The 19,724-nt window shown below is 72.7% G+C and carries 16 protein-coding genes; 10 read left to right on the top strand and 6 right to left on the bottom strand.

Annotation, left to right across the window (positions count from 1 at the left end):
* Positions 1 to 71: 71 nt before the first annotated feature.
* The 4 genes from B7K25_RS05000 to B7K25_RS13690 form a co-directional block, all read right to left on the bottom strand.
* Positions 72 to 1,460: an ABC transporter substrate-binding protein gene (locus B7K25_RS05000; protein ID WP_084104628.1), complete on the bottom strand. Its 1,389-nt coding sequence runs from the start codon at positions 1,458 to 1,460 to the stop codon at positions 72 to 74.
* Positions 1,461 to 1,644: 184 nt separating this feature from the next.
* Entirely contained in the window at positions 1,645 to 2,070 is a 426-nt protein-coding gene (locus B7K25_RS04995) for a sterol carrier family protein (protein ID WP_084104627.1), read from the bottom strand.
* A 235-nt stretch (positions 2,071 to 2,305) separates the two neighbouring features.
* Positions 2,306 to 4,609, bottom strand: a complete 2,304-nt coding sequence (gene purL / locus B7K25_RS04990) for a phosphoribosylformylglycinamidine synthase subunit PurL (RefSeq protein WP_084104626.1) — start codon at positions 4,607 to 4,609, stop codon at positions 2,306 to 2,308.
* A gap of 345 nt (positions 4,610 to 4,954) precedes the next feature.
* Positions 4,955 to 5,380 (bottom strand): hypothetical protein, encoded by a 426-nt coding sequence (locus B7K25_RS13690; protein WP_084104625.1) that lies wholly within the window; start codon positions 5,378 to 5,380, stop codon positions 4,955 to 4,957.
* A 284-nt stretch (positions 5,381 to 5,664) separates the two neighbouring features.
* On the opposite strand from B7K25_RS13690, the gene B7K25_RS04980 reads away from it, so the two are divergent.
* The 7 genes from B7K25_RS04980 to B7K25_RS04950 all read left to right on the top strand — a co-directional run bounded on the left by B7K25_RS04980 (position 5,665) and on the right by B7K25_RS04950 (position 14,636).
* The gene (locus B7K25_RS04980; RefSeq protein ID WP_084104624.1) at positions 5,665 to 6,477 is read left to right on the top strand and encodes a sensor histidine kinase; all 813 of its coding nucleotides are present in this window, start codon (positions 5,665 to 5,667) and stop codon (positions 6,475 to 6,477) included.
* 94 nt (positions 6,478 to 6,571) lie between these two features.
* Positions 6,572 to 7,069: a phosphoribosyltransferase gene (locus tag B7K25_RS04975; RefSeq protein ID WP_084104623.1), complete on the top strand. Its 498-nt coding sequence runs from the start codon at positions 6,572 to 6,574 to the stop codon at positions 7,067 to 7,069.
* Positions 7,070 to 7,122: 53 nt separating this feature from the next.
* Positions 7,123 to 7,725: a response regulator transcription factor gene (locus B7K25_RS04970; RefSeq protein ID WP_144018890.1), complete on the top strand. Its 603-nt coding sequence runs from the start codon at positions 7,123 to 7,125 to the stop codon at positions 7,723 to 7,725.
* A gap of 92 nt (positions 7,726 to 7,817) precedes the next feature.
* Positions 7,818 to 8,600 carry an ABC transporter ATP-binding protein gene (locus B7K25_RS04965; protein ID WP_084104621.1) on the top strand — a complete coding sequence of 261 codons (783 nt, stop codon included), beginning with the start codon at positions 7,818 to 7,820 and terminating at the stop codon, positions 8,598 to 8,600.
* Positions 8,597 to 10,624: an ABC transporter permease gene (locus B7K25_RS04960; protein ID WP_084104620.1), complete on the top strand. Its 2,028-nt coding sequence runs from the start codon at positions 8,597 to 8,599 to the stop codon at positions 10,622 to 10,624. Before B7K25_RS04965 ends, B7K25_RS04960 begins: the two co-directional genes overlap by 4 nt.
* Positions 10,621 to 12,636: an FtsX-like permease family protein gene (locus tag B7K25_RS04955; RefSeq protein ID WP_084104619.1), complete on the top strand. Its 2,016-nt coding sequence runs from the start codon at positions 10,621 to 10,623 to the stop codon at positions 12,634 to 12,636. Before B7K25_RS04960 ends, B7K25_RS04955 begins: the two co-directional genes overlap by 4 nt.
* On the top strand, positions 12,633 to 14,636 hold the full coding sequence (locus B7K25_RS04950) for an ABC transporter permease (RefSeq protein ID WP_084104618.1): 2,004 nt from the start codon (positions 12,633 to 12,635) through the stop codon (positions 14,634 to 14,636). Before B7K25_RS04955 ends, B7K25_RS04950 begins: the two co-directional genes overlap by 4 nt.
* 31 nt (positions 14,637 to 14,667) lie before the next feature.
* Here B7K25_RS04950 and B7K25_RS04945 read toward each other — a convergent pair whose 3' ends face one another.
* On the bottom strand, positions 14,668 to 15,078 hold the full coding sequence (locus B7K25_RS04945; protein ID WP_304441519.1) for a VOC family protein: 411 nt from the start codon (positions 15,076 to 15,078) through the stop codon (positions 14,668 to 14,670).
* Positions 15,075 to 15,359: a helix-turn-helix transcriptional regulator gene (locus B7K25_RS04940; RefSeq protein ID WP_084104617.1), complete on the bottom strand. Its 285-nt coding sequence runs from the start codon at positions 15,357 to 15,359 to the stop codon at positions 15,075 to 15,077. Before B7K25_RS04940 ends, B7K25_RS04945 begins: the two co-directional genes overlap by 4 nt.
* A 171-nt stretch (positions 15,360 to 15,530) precedes the next feature.
* On the opposite strand from B7K25_RS04940, the gene B7K25_RS04935 reads away from it, so the two are divergent.
* From B7K25_RS04935 to B7K25_RS04930, 3 genes are all read left to right on the top strand, one after another.
* A complete protein-coding gene (locus B7K25_RS04935) occupies positions 15,531 to 15,953 on the top strand; it encodes a rhodanese-like domain-containing protein (RefSeq protein WP_084104616.1) in 423 nt (140 codons plus the stop codon).
* Between the two features lie 107 nt (positions 15,954 to 16,060).
* On the top strand, positions 16,061 to 16,204 hold the full coding sequence (locus B7K25_RS13685; RefSeq protein WP_159450117.1) for a hypothetical protein: 144 nt from the start codon (positions 16,061 to 16,063) through the stop codon (positions 16,202 to 16,204).
* 309 nt (positions 16,205 to 16,513) lie between these two features.
* A complete protein-coding gene (locus tag B7K25_RS04930) occupies positions 16,514 to 19,687 on the top strand; it encodes a lamin tail domain-containing protein (protein ID WP_084104615.1) in 3,174 nt (1,057 codons plus the stop codon).
* Positions 19,688 to 19,724 lie beyond the last annotated feature (37 nt).

The raw sequence follows: 19,724 nt of genomic DNA, 5'->3' as shown, positions 1-19,724 counted from the left end.
GAACAGCTGACCGGTGCGACCAGCCGGGTCCCGCGCGAAGCGGGACCCGGCCGGTCACCTCGTGGTGCGGCTTACGGCCAAGCGGCCTCGATGTCCGTCAGCACCGTGTCGATGTTCTTGCCGTTGACGTACTCGACCATCTCGGTCCAGAACGCCGAGGCACCCACCGCGGACGGCATGAGGTCGGAGCCGTCGAAGCGGAACACCGTGTCCTCGCCCTGCAGGATCTCGATCGACGCACGTCCGAGGTCGGACGATGCGAGGCTCGGGTCGAGGCCCTTGTTCGCGGAGATGACGCCTCCCAGCTCGACGCGGTTGTTGGCCCACGTGTCCGAGGACATGTAGGTCTGCACCGCGGCGACCTCGTCGGAGTCGCTGAAGGCGGCCACGAACTCGCCACCACCGGTGACGGCCGCGGGGTCGCCCTCGTTGATCGGCGGGGTCAGGAACGCCCAGATGTCGCCGTCGGGCGCGACCACGATGTCGGGGTTCGCCTCAGGCCACTGCGCCTCGTAGAACGAGGCCTGGTGGTGCAGCGAGCACGAACCGTCGAGGATGGGCAGGCCGCCCTCCTGGAACGCGGTGTCGACGATCGACGACGAGCCGCCCAGGCCACCGTTGACGTAGTCCTCGTTCAGGGCGATGTTGCCGAACGCCTCGAACGACTCCTTGATCTCGGCCGAGTTGAAGTCGAGGTCACCCGCGACCCATGCGTCGTACTGGTCCGCGCCGTGCTGGCGGAGGACGAGGTCCTCGATCCAGTCCGTGCCGGGCCAGCCGGTCGCCGTGCCCGACTCGAAGCCGATGCACCAGGGCTTGTAGTTGTCGCCCTCGCCGCCGTTCGCGACCATCGTGTCGGTGAGCTCCATGAGCCCGTCCCACGTGGTCGGGACCTCGTAGCCGTTGGCCTCGAAGTCAGCCGGCGAGTACCAGACGTAGCCCTTGACCGACGCCATCAGCGGCGCGGCGTAGAACGTCTGACCGACGGTGCCGTAGTTCTTCCAGTCCTCGGACCAGAACTCGTCGACGTTCGCGGCGACGGACTCCGGTGCGGCCACGACCGAGCCGGTGCCGACGAGGGTCTGCAGCAGTCCGGGCTGGGGCACGATCGCGAGGTCAGGCGGGTTGCCGCCCTCGACGCGAATGTTGATCTCCGTCTCGAACTCGTCCGAGCTCACGACGTTGACGGTCAGTCCGGTGCAGCCCTCGAAGTCCGTGAAGCTGTCCTCGAGCTGGCCGAGCTCGATGCCGGTGATGGTCGTGTAGACCTCGACCTCACCGCCGTCGAACGTGCCGTAGTCGGCGTAGTCCTCGCAGCCGGCCGCGACCTCGCCGCCGCCACCGCCGCCGTCAGAACCTGAGCTGTCGGGCTCGGTGTCGCCGTCAGACGACGAACAGCCCGCCAGGACCAGGCCCGCTGCGGCCAACGCCGCGGCCGGGCCGATGAACCTTCTCTTCATGCGCAACGCTCCTCCTCTTCGAGTGGCGTCCCTGCGCTCAGAGGTCCCACGCAGAGACGTGCTGGCCGCGATCCACGGGAGCGGACCGCAATGTCAGCGCTTGCATTCTCACCTTATGCAGGGACGACGCCTGATGCCAAGCAATTCCGCGACCGTCATCGAATCGTGACGTTTCTGAGATCGACTAGGACGTCACGCCTGGTAGCGGGAGAAGTTCGGACAAATCGCTACGCTCGCCCGAGGCGTCGACGGCGCCTTCGGCGACCGCATCGGCCCACCGGACGCGGCCTGTGACCAGTCCCAGCCAGGTCGCGGCGTCCATCTCGACGACGGCGGGCGGGGTGCCGCGTCGGTGGTGGCGGCCCGCGACGCATTGGGCGGCGCCGAAGGGAGGCACGCGCACCTCGAGCGCGCCGCCGGGCGCGACGTCCGCGAGCTCCTCGAGGGCGTACCTCACCGCGGTCGCGATGGTCGCGCGATCCACCGTCGGCGCGGCGTCCTGAGCGATCGCGACGCCCGGCTGGTGCAGGTCGGGCTCGCGCGTCGAGGCGAGCCAGCCGCGAAGCGCGGCGCGTCCTGCGGAGGGGTCGATGCGGCGGCGTGCAGGCATGTCAACTAGCGTCGCACAGTGAGCGCCCCGCCCTCGATCCCGCCCTGCACGAAGTCGCGGATCAACTCCGAGGCCGGCGACGAGCCGCGCTCAGGACACCAGTCATTCTCAACGCTGGTCCGTGCGTTCGTGCGGGCAAGCCGGACGCGACCCGTCGCAAGGTCGCGCCGGGCCGATGCGCGGGCCGGCCCAGCGCCGCACTCACCCGTGGGAAGGGGACCGGGCGAGACGCCGGTCAGCCGAAGTGCGCGCGCAGCGGCTCGGCCCACGCGGATCGCAGGTCGCCCAGCGCGAGCGAGAACTGGTCCTGCACCTCGAGGGTCTCGCCCTCCTCGGTGACGCCCAGGCGAATCGCGGGTACGCCACGCGCCTCGAGCATCGCCACCAGACGGGTCTCCTCGTCGCGGGGCAGCGCGAGGAGCACGCGGCCCTGGGTCTCCGAGAACAGCGCCTGCGCGGGGGTCACGCCGTCGCGCTCGCAAACCTCGTCGAGCACCACGCGGGCGCCCACGCCGTAACGCAGCGCGCCCTGAGCGAGCGCCGCCGCGAGGCCGCCCTCGCCCACCTCGCGCGCCGCGTCGATGAGCCCGTCGCGCGATGCGGACACCAGCACCTCCGCGAGCACCTTCTCCGCGGCGAAGTCCACGGCCGGCGGGCGCCCACCCAGGTGGCCGGAGAGCTCGGCGAAGCGCGACCCATCGAGGTCGGCGCCCGTGGCGCCCAGGAGGTAGAGCAGCTGGCCGCCCTTGCGCCAGCCCGAGGGCGTGGCGCGCTCGACGGTGTCGAGGATGCCGAGCATGCCCACGATGGCCGTGGGGTTGATCGACGAGTCGATGCGGCCGGGCTCACCCGTGCCGTTGTAGAGCGAGACGTTGCCGCCGGTCACGGGCACCTCGAGCGACGCGCACGCGTCGGCCAGGCCGCGGATGGCCTCGACGAACTGCCACATGGCGTCGGGGTCCTCGGGCGAGCCGAAGTTCAGACCGTCGGTGATCGCGGTCGGCACCGCACCCGCGACGGCGACAGCGCGGTAGGCCGCGACCACGGACTGCTGGGCGCCCGCATACGGGTCCAGCTTGGTGTAGCGGTCGTTGGACCTCGTGGCGATCGCGACGCCGCGACCGGTCTCCTCGTCGACACGGACCACGCCGACCGTGTCGGGGCGCGCGAGCGCGGTGTTGCCCTGCACGTAGCGGTCGTACTGGTCGGTGATCCACGAGCGGTCGGCGAGGTTCGGCGAGGACATGAGCGCGACCAGGGCCGAGCCCAGCTCGGAGCCGGACGCGGGCAGGGAGCCGGCGAACGCATCGGCCTGCAGTCCGTCCATCCACGCGGGGCGAGCGAACGGGCGGTCGTAGGTGGGGCCCTCGTGGGCGACCGTGCGCGGGTCCACGTCGACGATGCGCTCGCCGTGGTGGTCGATGGTGAGACGCCCCGAGTCGTTGACCTCGCCCACGACGGCGGACTCGACGTCCCACTTGCGCGTGATCGCCATGAACTCGTCGAGCTTGTCCGGCGTGACGACCGCCATCATGCGCTCCTGCGACTCCGACATGAGGATCTCGCCGGCGTTGAGGGTGGGGTCGCGCAGCAGGACGTCGTCGAGCCACACGTGCATGCCGCCCGAGCCGTTGCTCGCGAGCTCGCTGGTCGCGCACGAGATGCCCGCCGCGCCCAGGTCCTGGATGCCCTGCACCACGTCCGCGCGGAACAGCTCGAGGCAGCACTCGATGAGCACCTTCTCCATGAAGGGGTCGCCCACCTGGACGCTCGGGCGCTTCGCGGGCACGCCGTCCTCGAAGGTCTCGGAGGCCAGGATGGACGCGCCGCCGATGCCGTCGCCGCCCGTGCGCGCGCCGAACAGCACCACCTTGTTGCCCACCCCCTCGGCGGAGGCGAGGTGAATGTCCTCGTGCTTCATGACGCCCACGCACAGGGCGTTGACCAGGGGGTTCCCCTGATAGCTCGCGTCGAACACGCTGCCGCCGCCGATGTTGGGTAGGCCCAGCGAGTTGCCGTAGCCGCCCACGCCGCCCACGACGCCGTGCACCACGCGCGCCGTGTCGGGGTGGTCGATGTCGCCAAAGCGCAGCTCGTCCATTCCGGCCACCGGGCGGGCACCCATCGCGAGGATGTCGCGCACGATGCCGCCCACGCCGGTCGCGGCGCCCTGGTACGGCTCCACGTAGGAGGGGTGGTTGTGCGACTCGACCTTGAAGGTCACCGCCCAGCCGTCGCCGATGTCCACGACGCCAGCGTTCTCGCCCATGCCGACCATGAGGCGCTCCTTCATGGCCTCCGTGGTCTTCTCGCCGAACTGCTTGAGGTGGATCTTCGAGGACTTGTACGAGCAGTGCTCGGACCACATCACCGAGTACATCGCGAGCTCGGCGGCTGTGGGGCGGCGGCCCAGCAGGTCGACGATCTGCTGGTACTCCTCGGGCTTGAGGCCCAGCTCCGCGAAGGGCATGTCCTGGTCGGGCGTCGCCGCTGCGGCGTCCACGGTGTCGAGCTGGTGCTGGGCGGGCGCGTCGGTCATGTCATCCCTTGCGTGTGAAGCCTGGAGGTGCGGCGGCGTGGCGTGGCTCGCGCGTGCGCGCGGCGTCTGGTCTCAGCCTACCGGCGCGTGCGGGGCGCTTGGGTGGCGCCGATGCGCGGGCTGGGTTCGCTTGCCACGGACGGATCCCGGATTCTTCAGTGACGACGTGCCCCACGGACCGTCGTGACGGAACGAATCGCGAAGCGTCAGTCGGGACGGTACGGCGGCCGTCGCACGCGCGGCGTGCCGTCGCAACGGACGGATCCCGGAATTTCCAGTGACGAGGCGCCCCACGGACCGTCGTGACGGAAGGAACCGCCAAGCGTCCGTCGGGACGGTACGGGGTCAGCCGCGGGCGAGCGCGGTCACCGCAGCGCGCGCCGCCTCGACCAGGTGATCCCAGTCCATGCCGGGCGCGCGCACATGAAGTCGGTCGAGCCCCTCCCACGTCCACCGCTCGACGCCGTCGATGCCGCCGACGGCATCGCCCAGGCGCTCGGCGACGTGCGAGCCGAGGATCGACTCGGCCGACGGCGAGATCCACAGCACGTGCGTGAAGCCGTCGTGGCGCGAGGTGCCGCAGTCGAGGATGACGGCGGCGGCCCCTGCCGTGGGAGCCTGCGCGACGGACGACAGCGCGGCACCGCGCTGACGGCCCGGGAGCTCGCGGTGCGCGGCCGGGGTGGCGGCAGGCGTGAACTCATCGGCGTCTCGCTGCAGACCCTGGGCAAGGGTCGCGAGCACGCCGTCAGCGCCCTGCGTGTGTGCCATCGAAGTCCCTATCGGCAGTTTCTTGCGACTCCATGACAACGCATGCGCGCGCGAAGGGGAACCGAACGTGACGAATCAGACATCACCGCGCGCTCGCTCGACCGACGCCGGGCCAGTCGCCGGCGAACGGGGCACAAGGATGACAGCGGCGCCGCCGCGTGCGACGAGCCCTGATCGACACGGGAGCGGCCAAGGGTGGGCCTGCGGTGGGCGACGTCTCCACGAACCGAGGGCGGGGAGGTGGCGGCGGAGCTCCGAACGCCACTCGCCTCTACAGTGAGGCCATGGTCTGGGTCCTTGCCGCCCTGGCGGTCGCGGCGGCCGCCGTCGCGGCGGTGCTCGGCACGCGCCTGCGTCGCGCCCGTGCGCGCACGGCAGAGCTCGAGGCACAGCTCGCGCGCGACACCGAGGCCGAGCGGGCGCTCGCCGCGGCGGCGGAGCGGGCACGCATCGCCCGCGAGATGCACGACGTCGTCGCGCACACGCTGTCGGTGGTGGTCGCTCAGGCCGACGGCGGCCGGTTCGCGGCCGCGCAGGAGCCGGAGGCGGCCACGCGGGCGCTGAGCACCATCGGCGAGGTCGGCCGTTCCGCGCTTGCGGAGATGCGCTCGCTGCTGGGCCTGCTGCGCGACGCGGACGACGAGGCGGCGCTGGGCCCCCAGCCGAGCATCGACGACATCCCGGCGCTGGTGGCTGCGACCCGCGACGGCGGCCTCGACGTGAGCTTCGTGACCACCGGCACGCCGCGACCCCTGCCCATCGGCGCCGGCCTCGCGCTCTACCGGATCGCCCAGGAGGCGCTGACGAACGTGCTCAAGCACGCAGGTCCTGGGCCTCGCGCCTACGCGCAGCTCACCTGGGACGACGCCGCCGTGACGCTCACCGTGTCGGACGATGGCCGCGGCGCCGCGGCCAAGGACGACGGCAAGGGCCAGGGACTCGCAGGGATGCGGGAGCGGGCGACCGTGTTCGGCGGCACTCTGTCGACCGGCCCCCGCGCGGGCGGCGGCTACCTGGTGCGCGCCACGCTGCCGCTGCGCGCGGGCGCGACCAACACGTTCGCTCCCGCGGCGCCGTCCGTCGGCGCCGGTGACTAGGGTGAGCGCTGAGACCGCCCAGCCCGCGCATCGGCCCTGCCGACGCTGGCACGGGGCCACCTGGGCACGTGGGCACGAGGGACGGAGATGCGGCATGACAGACGAGCGCGAGGTGCTCACCTGGCAGGGATTCGGCGACGCGTCGCGGGTCCTCGCCCAGATGGTGGTGGACGACGGCTTCGAGCCCGAGGTGGTGGTGGCCGTCGCGCGCGGCGGACTGCCGATCGGCGGCGCGATCTCGTACGCGCTCGGCACCAAGGGCGTCGGCACCATGAACGTCGAGTTCTACACGGGCGTCGACGAGCGACTTCCGGCACCGGTGCTCCTGCCCCCGCTGCTGGACACGGACGCGATGGCGGGCCTCAAGGTGCTCATCGCCGACGACGTCGCGGACACCGGCGAGACGCTCGCGCTCGTCAAGCAGCTCATGGAGCAGCACGCCGGCGAGGTGCGGACCGCGGTGCTCTACGCCAAGTCCCGCTCGGTCATCGACCCCGACTACGTCTGGAAGCGCACCGACCAGTGGATCACCTTCCCGTGGTCCGCCCTGCCTCCCGTGACGCCGGGCAAGGCGCACCCGGAGGAGGGGTGACCATTCGGGTCGCGCTGGTCGACGACCAGCAGCTCATCCGTGCGGGCTTCCGCATGGTGGTGGACTCGCAGGGCGACATGGAGGTTGTCGCCGAGGCCGGCGACGGCGCCGATGCGGTCGCCCGGCTCACCGCGCTCGACCCGCCCGCCGACGTGGTCCTCATGGACGTGCGCATGCCCGGCATGGACGGCATCGAGGCATGCCGCGCGCTCGCCGATGCGCTGCCCACCCGGGTCGTGATCCTCACCACCTTCGACCTCGACGAGTACGTGGTGGCCGCCATCAAGGCCGGAGCGAGCGGCTTCCTCCTCAAGGACGCGCCGCCCGAGGACCTGCTGTCCGCGATCCGCACCGTCCACGCCGGTGACGCCGTCATCGCCCCCTCGTCCACCCGCCGCCTCCTCGCGAAGGTGGCGGAGCTGCAGACCGAGCCGGCCAGCGCATCGGCGCTCGAGACGCTCACGGACCGCGAGCGCGAGGTCCTCACCCTCATGGCCAAGGGACACTCCAACCAGGAGATCTGCGGCGAGCTGTTCCTCGCCGAGCCCACCGTGAAGACCCACGTGGGCCGGGTGCTCGCGAAGCTGGGCGCGCGCGACCGGGTGCAGGCGGTCGTCATGGCGTACGAGACGGGGCTCGTTCGGCCCCAGGGCTGACGCCCCCGACCTCGGCGTCATACCTGGGTATCACCCAGGAGAAGACCGAGGGCCGATGCGCGCGCCGAGTCCCGCTCGATAGCGTCGCTGGCATGGACACACCAGCGGTGACGGGCGGCGAGCAGCCGGCGAGCGCATCGGCGCCCGTCGCGCTGACCACCCGCGGCCTCACCAAGACCTACGGGACCGGAGACGCCGCCGTCACCGCCGTCGACCACGTCGACCTCGACATCCCCGGCGGCACGCTCACGGCGATCATGGGCCCGTCGGGGTCGGGCAAGACCACTCTCGTTCACCTGCTCGCGGGGCTCGACCGGCCCGACAGCGGCGAGGTGTGGGTGGGCGAGGACAACCTCGCCGCCCTGAGCGACAAGCAGCTCGCCCGGGTGCGGGGCCGCGTGGTCGGCTTCGTGTTCCAGGGCTTCAACCTCATCCAGACCATGACCGGGCGGGACAACATCCAGCTGCCGCTCCGGCTCAACGGCCTGGCGCACGACAAGGACTGGATGGCGACGCTGGTCGACATGCTCGGGATCGACCGCGAGCTCGACCGCCGCCCCTATGAGATGTCGGGTGGTCAGCAGCAGCGGGTTGCCATCGCCCGCGCGCTGATCACCCGGCCGCGCGTGGTGCTCGCCGACGAGCCCACCGGCAACCTCGACACCCATGCGAGCGCGGAGATCCTGTCGCACCTGCGCGTCAGCTGCCGCGAGCTGGGCCAGTCGGTCGTCATGGTGACGCACGACCCGACCGCCGCGTCGTACGCGGGCCGGGTGCTGCTGTTCGCCGACGGCCGCGTCGAGGGCCACATCACGGATCCGTCGCCCGAGGCCGTCCTGGCCGGGCTCGATGCGCTTGCGGGGGTTGAACGATGAGGTGGATTCCTGTCGCGATCGTGGGGCTGGTCGCCAGCCTGCTGACCTGGGCGGGCCCCGCGCCGTTCACGCCCTGGGACGACCAGCACTCGCCGTGGATGCTGTCCTCGTACTTCGTGGTGCTGATCTACGCGCCGTTCCTCATCGTCGCGATCGGCGGCACCGCGGCGGCGTTCCGCGGGCTGTGGATCTCGACGAGGCGCGCGGAGCTGGCGTCCGAGCTGGCGCTCGGGCGCTCGCGCGGCGACGTGGTGCGTGCACACACGGTCGCCGGCCTACGCGACGGACTCGCGGGGGGCGCGGTCGGGGCGCTGCTCGGCACCACCGCGCGCCAGCTTGTCGCGGGCTTCGGGGGATACTTCGTCGCCGATGCGGTCTGGACCTGGATGGTCGCCGTCGCCCTGGCAGCGGTGTGCCTCACGGTGGCGTACTGGGTGGTCGCGGCGTGGGCCACGCGCGGGTCCGTGCGGGAGGTGGCCGATTCCGGTCCCACAGCACGCTCGGCGACGACGAAGCGCGCAGAGAAACTTCCTCCAGAGCATGGGGAGCGGGCGCGGGGGCGGCGACGGGTCTGGCTGTGGGTCGCGGCGGGCGCCGTTGCCGCCGTCGTGGCGCTGGGCGCCGTGCTCGCCGCCACGGGCAACCTGTCGACGGACGAGTCCGACGGCGGTCTCGCGATCGCCGCGTCGGTCGTGTTCGGCCTGGTGCTGATGCTGACCCTGTACATCGGCCTGCCTGCGCTGCTCGTCTGGGGTGGCACCAGGGCGGCGGTGCGGCTCTCGCGCGGCGCGCTGGCGGGGCTGGCGAAGCGAGCGGCACCCGGCGGCGCACGTTCTCTTGCAGCCGATGCGCTCGCCCGGCCCACGCCCATGCGCACCGGTGCGCTCGCGGCGGTCGTGACCGTGATGGGCGTGGCGACGGTCGTCACGTCCGTCTACGCCGGCACGGAGTCGCGCAACTCGCTCGGCGCGCGCGTGGTCCCGCACGCCACGGTCTCCGAGGTGTCGCTCACGCGCGGCATGTCCGACGTGGACACGCTCCCCTCCGGCTGGGTCGCGCCGCTTCCCTCCGACGTGCTCGAAGAGCTCACCGCTGACACGGACCTGCTGGTCATCCCCGCGGGCGTGCTGCTCACCGATCCCCGCGAGCGAGAGGCCGCGTGGAGCGAGGAGGGCGAGGCGGACTGGAGCGAGGAGCGCGACCTGCTCATCTCCGTCGACGCGACGGACTTCGACCGCGTGGTGCCAGGCGCCTCGGACGCGATGTACCTCACGGCCGGCGCCGAGTGGATCTGGGGCCACGTGGGCTGGACTGCACCCTTCGACGGCGAGACGGGTCCCTACGTCGCGGTCGACGGCGTGCGCGAGGGCACCCAGTCCGTGAACCAGGCGGTTCCGTGGGCGGGCGTCGAGCGCACGTGGGCCGAGAGCGTCTGGGGGATGTCGTCGACCGCGGCGGTGCTGCTCTACCCGCGCGGCGAGGTCTCCGTTGCGGAGGCGCTCGCCAGGCATGACCTTGAGGGGCTCCGCGTGGAGGACCTCTCCAACGCCACCCGGTACGCCCCCGAGGTGCGCGGCGACATCGTCGCGGCGGCGACCGCGCCGTTCCTCGCCGTCGCGGTGGCGATCGTCATCGCGCTGGCCTGGTCGACCCAGCGCCTGCGCGCCAAGGACCAGGCGACCCTGATCGCGCTCGGCGCGACCCGCGGCGCTCTGCGCGGAGCGGCGGCGCTCGAGGCGTTCGTGCCCACGCTGATCGGGGGCCTGTTCGGCGTCGCGGGAGGCGCGCTCATCGGGCTGCCGCTCATCGAGATCGCCAACGCGCCGCTGGGCGCGGCGGGCATCGGCGACATCGTCGCGGGCATCGGGGTGACCGCCTCGGCGATGCCGTGGGCCGCGCTGGTGGGGCTCGTGATCGTCGCGGCGGCCGTCGCCGCGGGCGGGGCCGCGTTGGTGAGGGTGCGGCTGGACCGGCTGACGCCTGCTCAACAGCTCGCGGAGGCGCAGAAGGCGGGCATCTCGTGACCTGGACCCTGCTGCGCGAGCAGATCCGAAGCCAGCGTGGATACCTGGCGACCGCGCTCGCCATGACGGTCGCGGCGGTCGCGTTGGCGACGTACGCGCTGCTCGTCGCAGCGACCCAGGCCGAGGTCGACGCCCGCACGCAGGTGCTCGGCCAGGGCTACGAGTGGAGCACGGACTTCCCCGTCGCGACGGCGCGCTACGCCTCGACCGACGAGGGAAGCCTCACCCCGACAGAGGTCGACGAGCTCGTCACCAGCGCTTCCGCGAGCGACGATGACTTCACGCTCAGCGCCACCGCGGAACGTCGGGTCTCGAACGTGAGCACCGGCGCGGTCGAGCCATTGGAGATCGCCACGTGGGCCGGCACGGTCGACTGGTCGGGCATCATCCTCGAGGGCCGGGCGCCGGGGGACGGCGAGGTGCTGCTGAGCCCCGCCGCCGCGGGCCGGCTCGACGTCGCCATCGGCGACACCGTCGCGGTCGCCGCGATGCCGTCGGATGACGTGGCACGCGATCTCGAGCTCACGGTGAGCGGCCTCTCTCATGGCGAGGCGCGGGCCCCGGTCCAGGTCCGCACGGCCGATGCGCACACCAGCTGGGTCGAGCTCGTCCCCTTGTCGGAGGTGCAGTCCGCCCGCTCGGGTTGGGTGACCGTGGGGTGGAGCGGGCGGTCGGCCACGTGGGACGAGCTGGGCGAGCGCATCGGCTGGTCATTCTGGGCCGACCAAGGCATCCCCAGCAACACCACCACCTTCGTGTCGGGATTGCTGATGCTGGCCGTCGTGCTCGGTGCCGTGGGCGCCGCGCTAGGACTCGGCCGTGCGCAGGCTCAGGCGCGGGCCGCTTGGGTGGGCACCGCGCGGGCCCTCGGTGCGACCCGTACCTCCGTCACCCGGGCGGGCATCCTCGACGCGGGCCTGCTCGCCGTGCTCGGCGCGATCCTCGGGTGGACGCTCGGCTGGCTCGCGGTCGTCATCTCTCTCGCCGCGGAGCGCGCCGCGGGCGACGCTCCCGCGCTCCCCGTCGTTCCCCCCGTGCCGTCCTGGGCGGTGACGTGGCCCGTCGTCGCAGGCGTCTTCATCGCGTGCTGCCTGGCCCTCGCCCCGGCGCTGTGGGCGCGGTCGGTGACCCCCGCATCGGCGCTCCAGCCACGGCCGGTCGGCGAGTCCGAACGGCGGGTGCTGCCGACGTGGGCGTGGTGGACCGTGCTGGCCGGGGCGACCGCCCTCTACGTCCTGCCCTCGGGCAGATCGCAGCACGGTGCCCTCGTCCCCATCTCGGAGTCGTGGTCGCTGGGCGCCTCCACCTGGACCGCGCTCGGCCTCGCGCTCATCGCGTCGGTGGCCCTCGCCGCTCGCCTCACGCGCCTGCTCGTGGCGCGCATCGCCACCCGGCTCGACGCGGGCTCGGCGCCGTGGGCGATCGCGGCATCCGCGGCTCTGACGGGGAGGCCGCGCACGGCGGCGACCGCGGGGCTGACCGTCATGCCGTGGGCGCTGGCGGTGACGCTCGGCGTGAGCGCGATGGCGAGCTCCGAGCGCGTCGACCTCGACCCCGCATGGCTCGGCTACCTCTCCCTGGGGGTCCTGCCGGGGATCGTCGTGGTGACCATCGCGATGCTCGCCGACCGGGTCTCGCTACGCGCCACCGCCGCCGAGTGGGCGTCGATGGGCGCCCTGGGCCTCACCTCGCGCGCGGCACGCATCGCGGCCGGCGCACGATTCGCCGCGTCCGGCATTGCCGGAGCCGCGGCGGGCTCAGCTTCCGGCGCCGGCCTCGCGCTCCTGCTCTCGCTCTGGGGAGAGTGGACGGGCATCGAGTCCGCGTCGTTCGGCGACACGCTCGTCTACGCCACCGCCACAGCCGTCGTCACCGCGTTCGTCGGGACCGTCCTCGTCGCAGTCGCGACGCCCGCCGCGGCCGCGGCGTCCTCTCCCCTCGTGCGGGTCCGGGTGGACGGACCGACTCCGGACGAGCAGCCCGCTCACGACCAGAAGGCAGGCGTGCGATGACCTGGACCCTCCTGCGGGAGCAGATCCGCTCCCAGCGCGCCTACGCGATCTGGGCGACGCTGCTCATCGCCGCCGCTGTCGCGCTGGCCTCCTACGCCTGGACCGTCGATCGCACGCTCGAGGCCCAGGAGCGGGCGTACGCCGTCGCGTCGGGCGACGTTCGAGAGGTCTCCGCCCAGGCCGCCCTCTACCCGCCCGACGGCGGGCCCGCGCCCGACATCGACGAGTACGGCGTGCCGATGACCGTGGCCGAGCTCGAGGACCTGATCGCGACGGCCAACGCCGAGGGCGCGGGAGCCGTCGCAGCCCTGCAGGGAGCCGAGGTCACCGTCTCGTCGGACTCCGCGGGGCCGTGGGGCGAGGTCGCAGCCGTCCAATGGGGCGACGTGCGATGGGACGATGCGGTCGCCGACGGACGAGCTCCCGGGCCGGGCGACGTGATGCTCGAGGCGTCGACCGCCGAGGCGCTCGGTGTCGGCCTGGGCGACGTCGTCGCGGTCGCGCCCAGCGGGCCGCCAGGGACGGCGTCAGGCGCGGTCGAGTCGCGGACGCTGTCAGGACTCGCCTACGACGGCGCGATGTGGCCAGCCGACGCGTGGCCCGTGGGGCGCGCGTACCTGCCGACGGAGGACGCGAGCGCGGCGGTCGCGGCCGTCGACGCGGCACTCGTCGACTCGGACGGCACGCGCCACGCGTACGCGACGGTGACCGTGTCGTGGGACACGACCACGCCCGCTCTCGCCCAGACCTTCACCGAGATGTGGTCCTCCGGAGGCGCGCTGTCGACGCCGCCCAACGTCGTCGCCCCAATGTGGCTCGCGATCGCGCTGGCGGTCGGGCTCGTCGCGATGGCGTTCGCCGTGGGCCGCGCACAAGCTGCCAGCCGCGTCCAGTGGACGGCCACGGCGCAGGCTCTCGGCGCGACTCGCGGGCGCATCGCGGTCGCGACGGTCGCGGAGGGCGTCGTGATCGGCGTCGCCGGCGCGGCGCTGGGACTCGCGAGCGGCCTGGGGGTCGCGGCAGCCCAGTACGCGGCGCATCGTCACTCGCTGGCGGCAGCGTTGCCCGTGCCGCTCACCACGAGCCCGACCCTGTACTGGCTCGCGCTCGGCGGCGGCGTCGCGCTCGGGCTCGTCACCGCCGCCATGCCCGCGGTGCTCGCCTCGCGCGTCTCGCCGTCGGCGGCCCTCAAGGACCTGCCCTCGGTCGACGAGGCCACGCTGTCGCGCCGCGCCCCACTCCTGCCCGTGGCCCTCCTGTTCGCTGCGCTCTACATCGCCTTCCTCATCGCGGCCGCGAACGCCAGCCAGGAGGAGGCGCCGTGGTCGCTGCTCCTGTGCGCGGGCGCCCTCGTCACCTTCGTGCCCGTGCTGGTGGAGACCGCACGGCGTCTCGCCGCAGTGCTCGGGAGGCTCGTGGGTCGCTCGCACCACCCGGCGCTCCTGCACGCGGGCGCAGTCATCGCCGCGCATCCGCGCCAGGCCGCGATCCTCACCACGCTCCCAGCGCTCACGGTGACGACGCTGGTGGGGGTGAGCGCCGTCACGTTCATCACCTTCGGGTCCGCGTCCTACTCCCCCTGGCCGGTGGCCGCCGCCGCCCTCGTGGCGACCCAGGCCTTGTGCGCAGCCGGGTGGACGGCGACGCGGCGGCTCACGGCCGACGAGGACGCCACGGCGAGTGCGCTGGGTCTCGATGCGCAGCGCCTGGGCCTGTCCGACGCTGTGCGGTACGGGGCGCCGCAGGTCCTCGGCACGGCGCTCGGCGCGCTCGCCGGCGTGATCATCATGGTTCCCGCCGCGACCGCGATGGCGATGGGCTGGTCTCCCATCTACGGCGGCGCCACGCCAGCGTTCCCCAGCCCCCTGTGGGCGCTGGTGAGCAACCTCACGGCGATCACCGCGGTGGCGAACGTCGCGTTCATCGCCGTGTGCGCGGCGGGCGCCGGGTTGACGCGGCGGGCACGGAGCTCCCGAGCTCAGGCGCTCTCGCGACCCTGACGCGGCGCCATCTGACCGCGGACCGGCCTGGTCAGCCGTTCATCTGCGCGAGCTGGATGAGGTTGCCGCACGTGTCGTCCAGGACGGCGGTCGTGACGGGCCCCATCGCGGTGGGCGGCTGCACGAACGTCACGCCCAGCTCGACGAGCCGCGCGTGCTCGGCCTCCACGTCGTCGACGCTGAACGACGTCGCCGGGATGCCGTCAGTCACCAGCGCCTCCTGGTACGGCGCCACGGCGGGGTGACCTGCGGGCTCGAGCAGCAGCTCGACCGCCGGCACGCCCGCGCTCGCCTCCTGCCCGGGGTTGCCCACGGTGAGCCACCGGCCGCCTGGGCCGAGGTCGACGTCGTTGCGGAGCTCGAACCCGAGCACGCGAGTGTAGAAGTCCTTGGCTCGCTCCTGGTCGGTGACGAACACGGAGGCGAGGTGGATGCCGATCATGACTGCTCCTGGGGGTCGGTGAGCCAGCGCCGCGCGATCTCGCGCAGCGGCTCGGGGGTGAGGGTGTGCAGGACGTACCGCCCCTGGCGGCGACGCTCGACGAGACCCGCGTCCTCGAGCACCTGGAGGTGCTGGGAGACCGCCTGCCGGGTGAGAGCCGTCGCCGGGTCGCTGCCCAGGCGGTTGACGAGCTCGAACAGCGTCTGGTCGGCGCGCTCGGCGAGCGCGTCGAGGATGGCGCGGCGCGCCGGGGCGGCGAGGGCGTCGTAGACATCGGGCACGCGACCAGAATAGGCAAGTCGCAGCTTGCATGCAAGTGGGGGCTTGCCTCACGCGGCGGACCCGCATCGACACGCAGGAGGCACGGAGGCGCGGAATCGGGGCGACGTCTACACGAACCCGGTGGTGGGGCGGCACGGGTGACCAGCGCGCCGATGTCTAGACTGCCGGTCATGAGCAACTACGCCGGAGACATCACGCCGCAGGAGGCGTGGGACATCCTCACGTCGAACCCGGACGCCCGCCTCGTGGACGTGCGCACCGAGGCCGAGTGGCGGTTCGTGGGCGTGCCGGACACCTCCTCGACGCCGCACGAGACCCTGTTCATCGAGTGGGTGTCGTACCCCGACGGCGCCCGCAACTTCCAGTTCGTCCAGCAGCTCAACGAGGGCGGCATCGAGGCCGACGGCGAGACGCCGATCATCTTCCTGTGCCGCTCGGGCCAGCGCTCGATCGGCGCGGCGGTCGCCGCCACCGACGCCGGCATCGGCCCGTCGTACAACGTCCTCGAGGGGTTCGAGGGCGCCGTCAACGAGGACGGCCACCGCGGCTGGCAGGGCTGGCGCGCCGCCGGTCTCCCCTGGCGCCAGGGATAGCGCCGACAAACGTCACCTCGCCGTCACCCTGAGTTCAGGGCCCGTTCGCGTGCGCGACCTACCGTCGAGTCGTAGGAGAAGTCCCGTACCGACGAGAGGGTAAGCGCATGTCCGCCGAGTTGAGCTCGATCGCACTCGATGCCGTCGCCGCAGTCGGCGGCGCCTGGGAGGCCACGCTCATCACGTGGAGCACGCTGGGCATCATGGTCGGCGGCGCCGCGCTGTACGTGGCTCGCCGCCGCCTGGGCTGAGCCTCAACGCTCCGCCCCACACCGCTCCGCCCCACACCGCTCCGCCCCACACCGGTTGGCGCGCTGCGGACTCGTCCGCGCCGACCGCCGCCGACGTGGCCGCTCAGGCGCCGCGGCAGGAGTTGGGCGGCCCGCGCGCACGGCCTCCACGGCCGTCCCGCACGCGGGCACCCGCCCCGCTCCGCCCTCCACAGGCGCCTCCGCGACGAGCCGCCATCCAACCGTCACCTGGCATTCAGGGTCCGTTCGGGTTGGCCCCCTAGGTTTCCCTCGTCCCTGCTACTTCGCTCCCAACGAGGGGAAGAACCCATGCGATACCCCCGGAGGTCGGCCGCGCTCGCGGCCGCCACCACGCTCACCGCCGCGCCGTTCGCGGTCACGGCCCCGGCGCTCGCCGTCAACCCGGCGACGCCCGAGGAGTTCCTGGTCGTCAACGAGGTCACCTCGCAGGACACCGGCCACTTCGACGGCGAGGACTGGGTCGAGCTCACGAACATCGGCACCGAGCCGCTGGACCTCTCCGGCGTGATCGTCACGGACGACAAGGACGAGGACGCGTACGCGATCCCCGCGGGCACGATGCTCGGCGCCGGGGCCTACCTGGTGCTCGCTGGCGACAAGGCCACGGGCCCTGAGGGAGTCCTGGCGTTCGGGCTCGGCAAGGGTGACGAGGTGCGCCTGTACTCGGCCGGCACCGCGGTGGTGGACGGCGTCGTCGACGACGCCGCCGAGCCCTTCACCGTCGGCGGATGGCCCGACGACACCCACACCGACGACGACGGCGCCTCGTGGGGCCGCCTTCCCGACGGCACCGGCGACTTCGCCTTCACCGGCGAGGCCACGCCCGGCGCCGCGAACGTCGCCCCCGCCGCCCCCGTGCTCGAGGACCTCGTGGTGATCAACGAGGTCGCCTCGCAGGACACCGGCCACTTCGGCGGCGTCGACTGGATCGAGCTTGCCAACACCGGCGACGTCGCGTTCGACCTGGGCGGCGTGGTCGTCTCGGACGCTGACGCCGACCACCACTACGTCATCCCTGCCGACACCGAGATCGCCGCGGGCGGTCACCTCGTGCTCGACGCGTACGACGACTCGGACAACCCCGGCGGCACGTTCGACTTCGGGCTGGGCAAGGGCGACTCCGTGCGCCTGTTCTCGGCGGGCACCGCGATCGTCGACGGCGACATCGACGCCGCGGCCATGCCGTTCGATGCGACGACCTGGCCCGCGGGACAGCACACGGACCCCTCGTGGGGCCGCTGCGCCGATGCGACCGGCGACTTCCGCATGACCGGCTCGGCGACGCCGGGCGCGGCGAACGACTGCTCAGGCGAGGTCGAGGTCCCGGTCGAGGAGCCCGCCGAGCTCTCGGGCGACCTGGCGATCAACGAGGTGGAGTCCAACGGCGACGACACCGACTGGGTCGAGGTTGCGAACCTCACCGACGCCGACATCGACATCTCCGGCTGGGCCATCAAGGACGACGACGACTCGCGCACGGACGTCGTGCCGGACGGCTCCGTGGTCCCGGCAGGCGGCCTGCTCGTGATCGACCAGGAGTCGGCGACCTACCCCGAGGGCTTCACCTTCGGACTCGGCAACGGCGACATGTTCCGTCTCTACGACGAGGAGGGTGAGCTGGCGGCGAAGTACGCGTGGCCCGAGCACGCGCTCGTGTCGTGGGCGCGCTGCCCCGACGGCACCGGCGACTGGCGCGACGCCACCGCCTCGACCAAGGGTGCGCCCAACGAGTGCTCGACGCCGCTGCGCGTCAACGAGGTCAACTCCTCGGGCACGGACTGGGTCGAGATCATCAACATCGGCGCGACCAGCGTCGACGCCTCCGGCCTCATCGTGAAGGACTCCGACGACGACCACGTCTACACCGTGGCCGCCGACACCACGATCGCGCCCGGAGCGCTGCTCGTGCTGCAGGACCTGGGCTACGGCCTGGGCGGCGAGGACGAGGTGCGCCTGTTCGAGGCGGACGGCGAGACCCTCATCGACTCCTACGCGTGGACGTCGCACGGCGCGCCCAGCTGGGGCCGCTGCCCCGACGGGTCGGGAGAGTTCGTCTCGACCGCATCGGCGACCCCGGGCGAGCTCAACGACTGCGAGGGCTTCGTGCGGGCGACCGCCTGGCCCGGCGGCGCGGACGTCGAGGTGATCGACGACGAGGCGTGGTTCTCGGGAGACATGTCGGGCATCGACTACGACGCCGCGACCGGTGACCTCTGGGCGGTGCAGAACGGCGATGGCCTGCTGTACCGGCTGACGGCCGATGCGCTCGGCACCTGGTCGCTCGCGCCCGGCTACGAGGCGGGTCGAGCCCTCGCCTACCCGGCGGGCGAGTCCGGGGTGGTCGACGCCGAGGGCGTCACGGTGCGCGAGGGCGAGCCCGGCGTGGTCTACGTCTCCACCGAGCGCAACAACGACGCGGGCTCCGTGAGCCGTCCGTCGATCCTGCGCTACGAGATCGGCGGCACCGGCACGCTGCAGGCCACCGACGAGTGGAACCTGTCGCAGCTCGCGCCGCTGTCCTCGCTGCCCGCCAACGGCGGCCTCGAGGGCATCACGTGGATCCCGGCGCTCGATGCGTTCGCCGTGGGCGTCGAGGGCACCGCAGCGGTCTACATCGTGCAGCTCGGCTCGAACGGCGAGGCCACGCTGCTGGACACGCTGTCGACCGAGGCGGCGTCGTTCCCGCTCGTCGCCGACGTGCAGTGGGACGGCGAGCGCGACGTCCTGTGGGTCGTGTGCGACGAGGCCTGCGACGGCCGCATCGCGACCTTCGCCCACGACGCCGGGACGTGGGAGATGACCGCGCTCTACGAGCGCCCGGCCGGGATGCCCAACGTCGCGAACGAGGGCTTCGCCGTGGCGGCGTCCTCCGCCGCGGTCGACGGCGCGGTCGCGACGTTCTACGTCGACGACGCGGACACCGACGGGTTCTCGCTCCGGTCCGGCACCCTGCCCGCCGTCGCGGGTGCGCCGGGCGGCGGCTCGGGAGATGGCGGGTCCGGCTCGGACGGTGGCGCCGGTGACGGCGGGTCCGGCGACGGCACGGATGCTGGTTCCGGTTCCGAGGGGCCTGCAGACCTGGGCTGCGCCCTCGAGGCCCCGGCCTCGGCGGCCGCCGGAGCGACGGTCACGGTCGTGCTGGACCTCGACTGCGCCGGTCCCGTCACGACCGTCGAGGGATTCCTGTACTCGGAGCCCACCTACCTCGGCACCCTCGCGGTCGCCGCGGACGGCTCGGTCGACATCGTGATCCCCGCGTCGATCCCTGCGGGCACGCACACCATCGAGCTGCAGCTCGAGGACGGCACCGTGCTCGGATCGACGTCGATCGAGGTCGCCGCCGACGGCACGGCGACGCTGTCGAGCACCGGCGCCGAGGGCGTCGCGCAGCTCACGTGGTTCGCACTGGGACTCGCGCTCGTCGGCGCGACCCTCGTGGCGCTGCGACGACGCACGGTCTAGCTCTACCCACGCGCTCGGGGCGGGGATCCTTCGGGGT

It is taken from the genome of Demequina sp. NBRC 110056, assembly GCF_002090155.1.
Lineage (GTDB): Bacteria > Actinomycetota > Actinomycetes > Actinomycetales > Demequinaceae > Demequina.
This window is presented reverse-complemented; position numbering and strand designations above follow the sequence as displayed.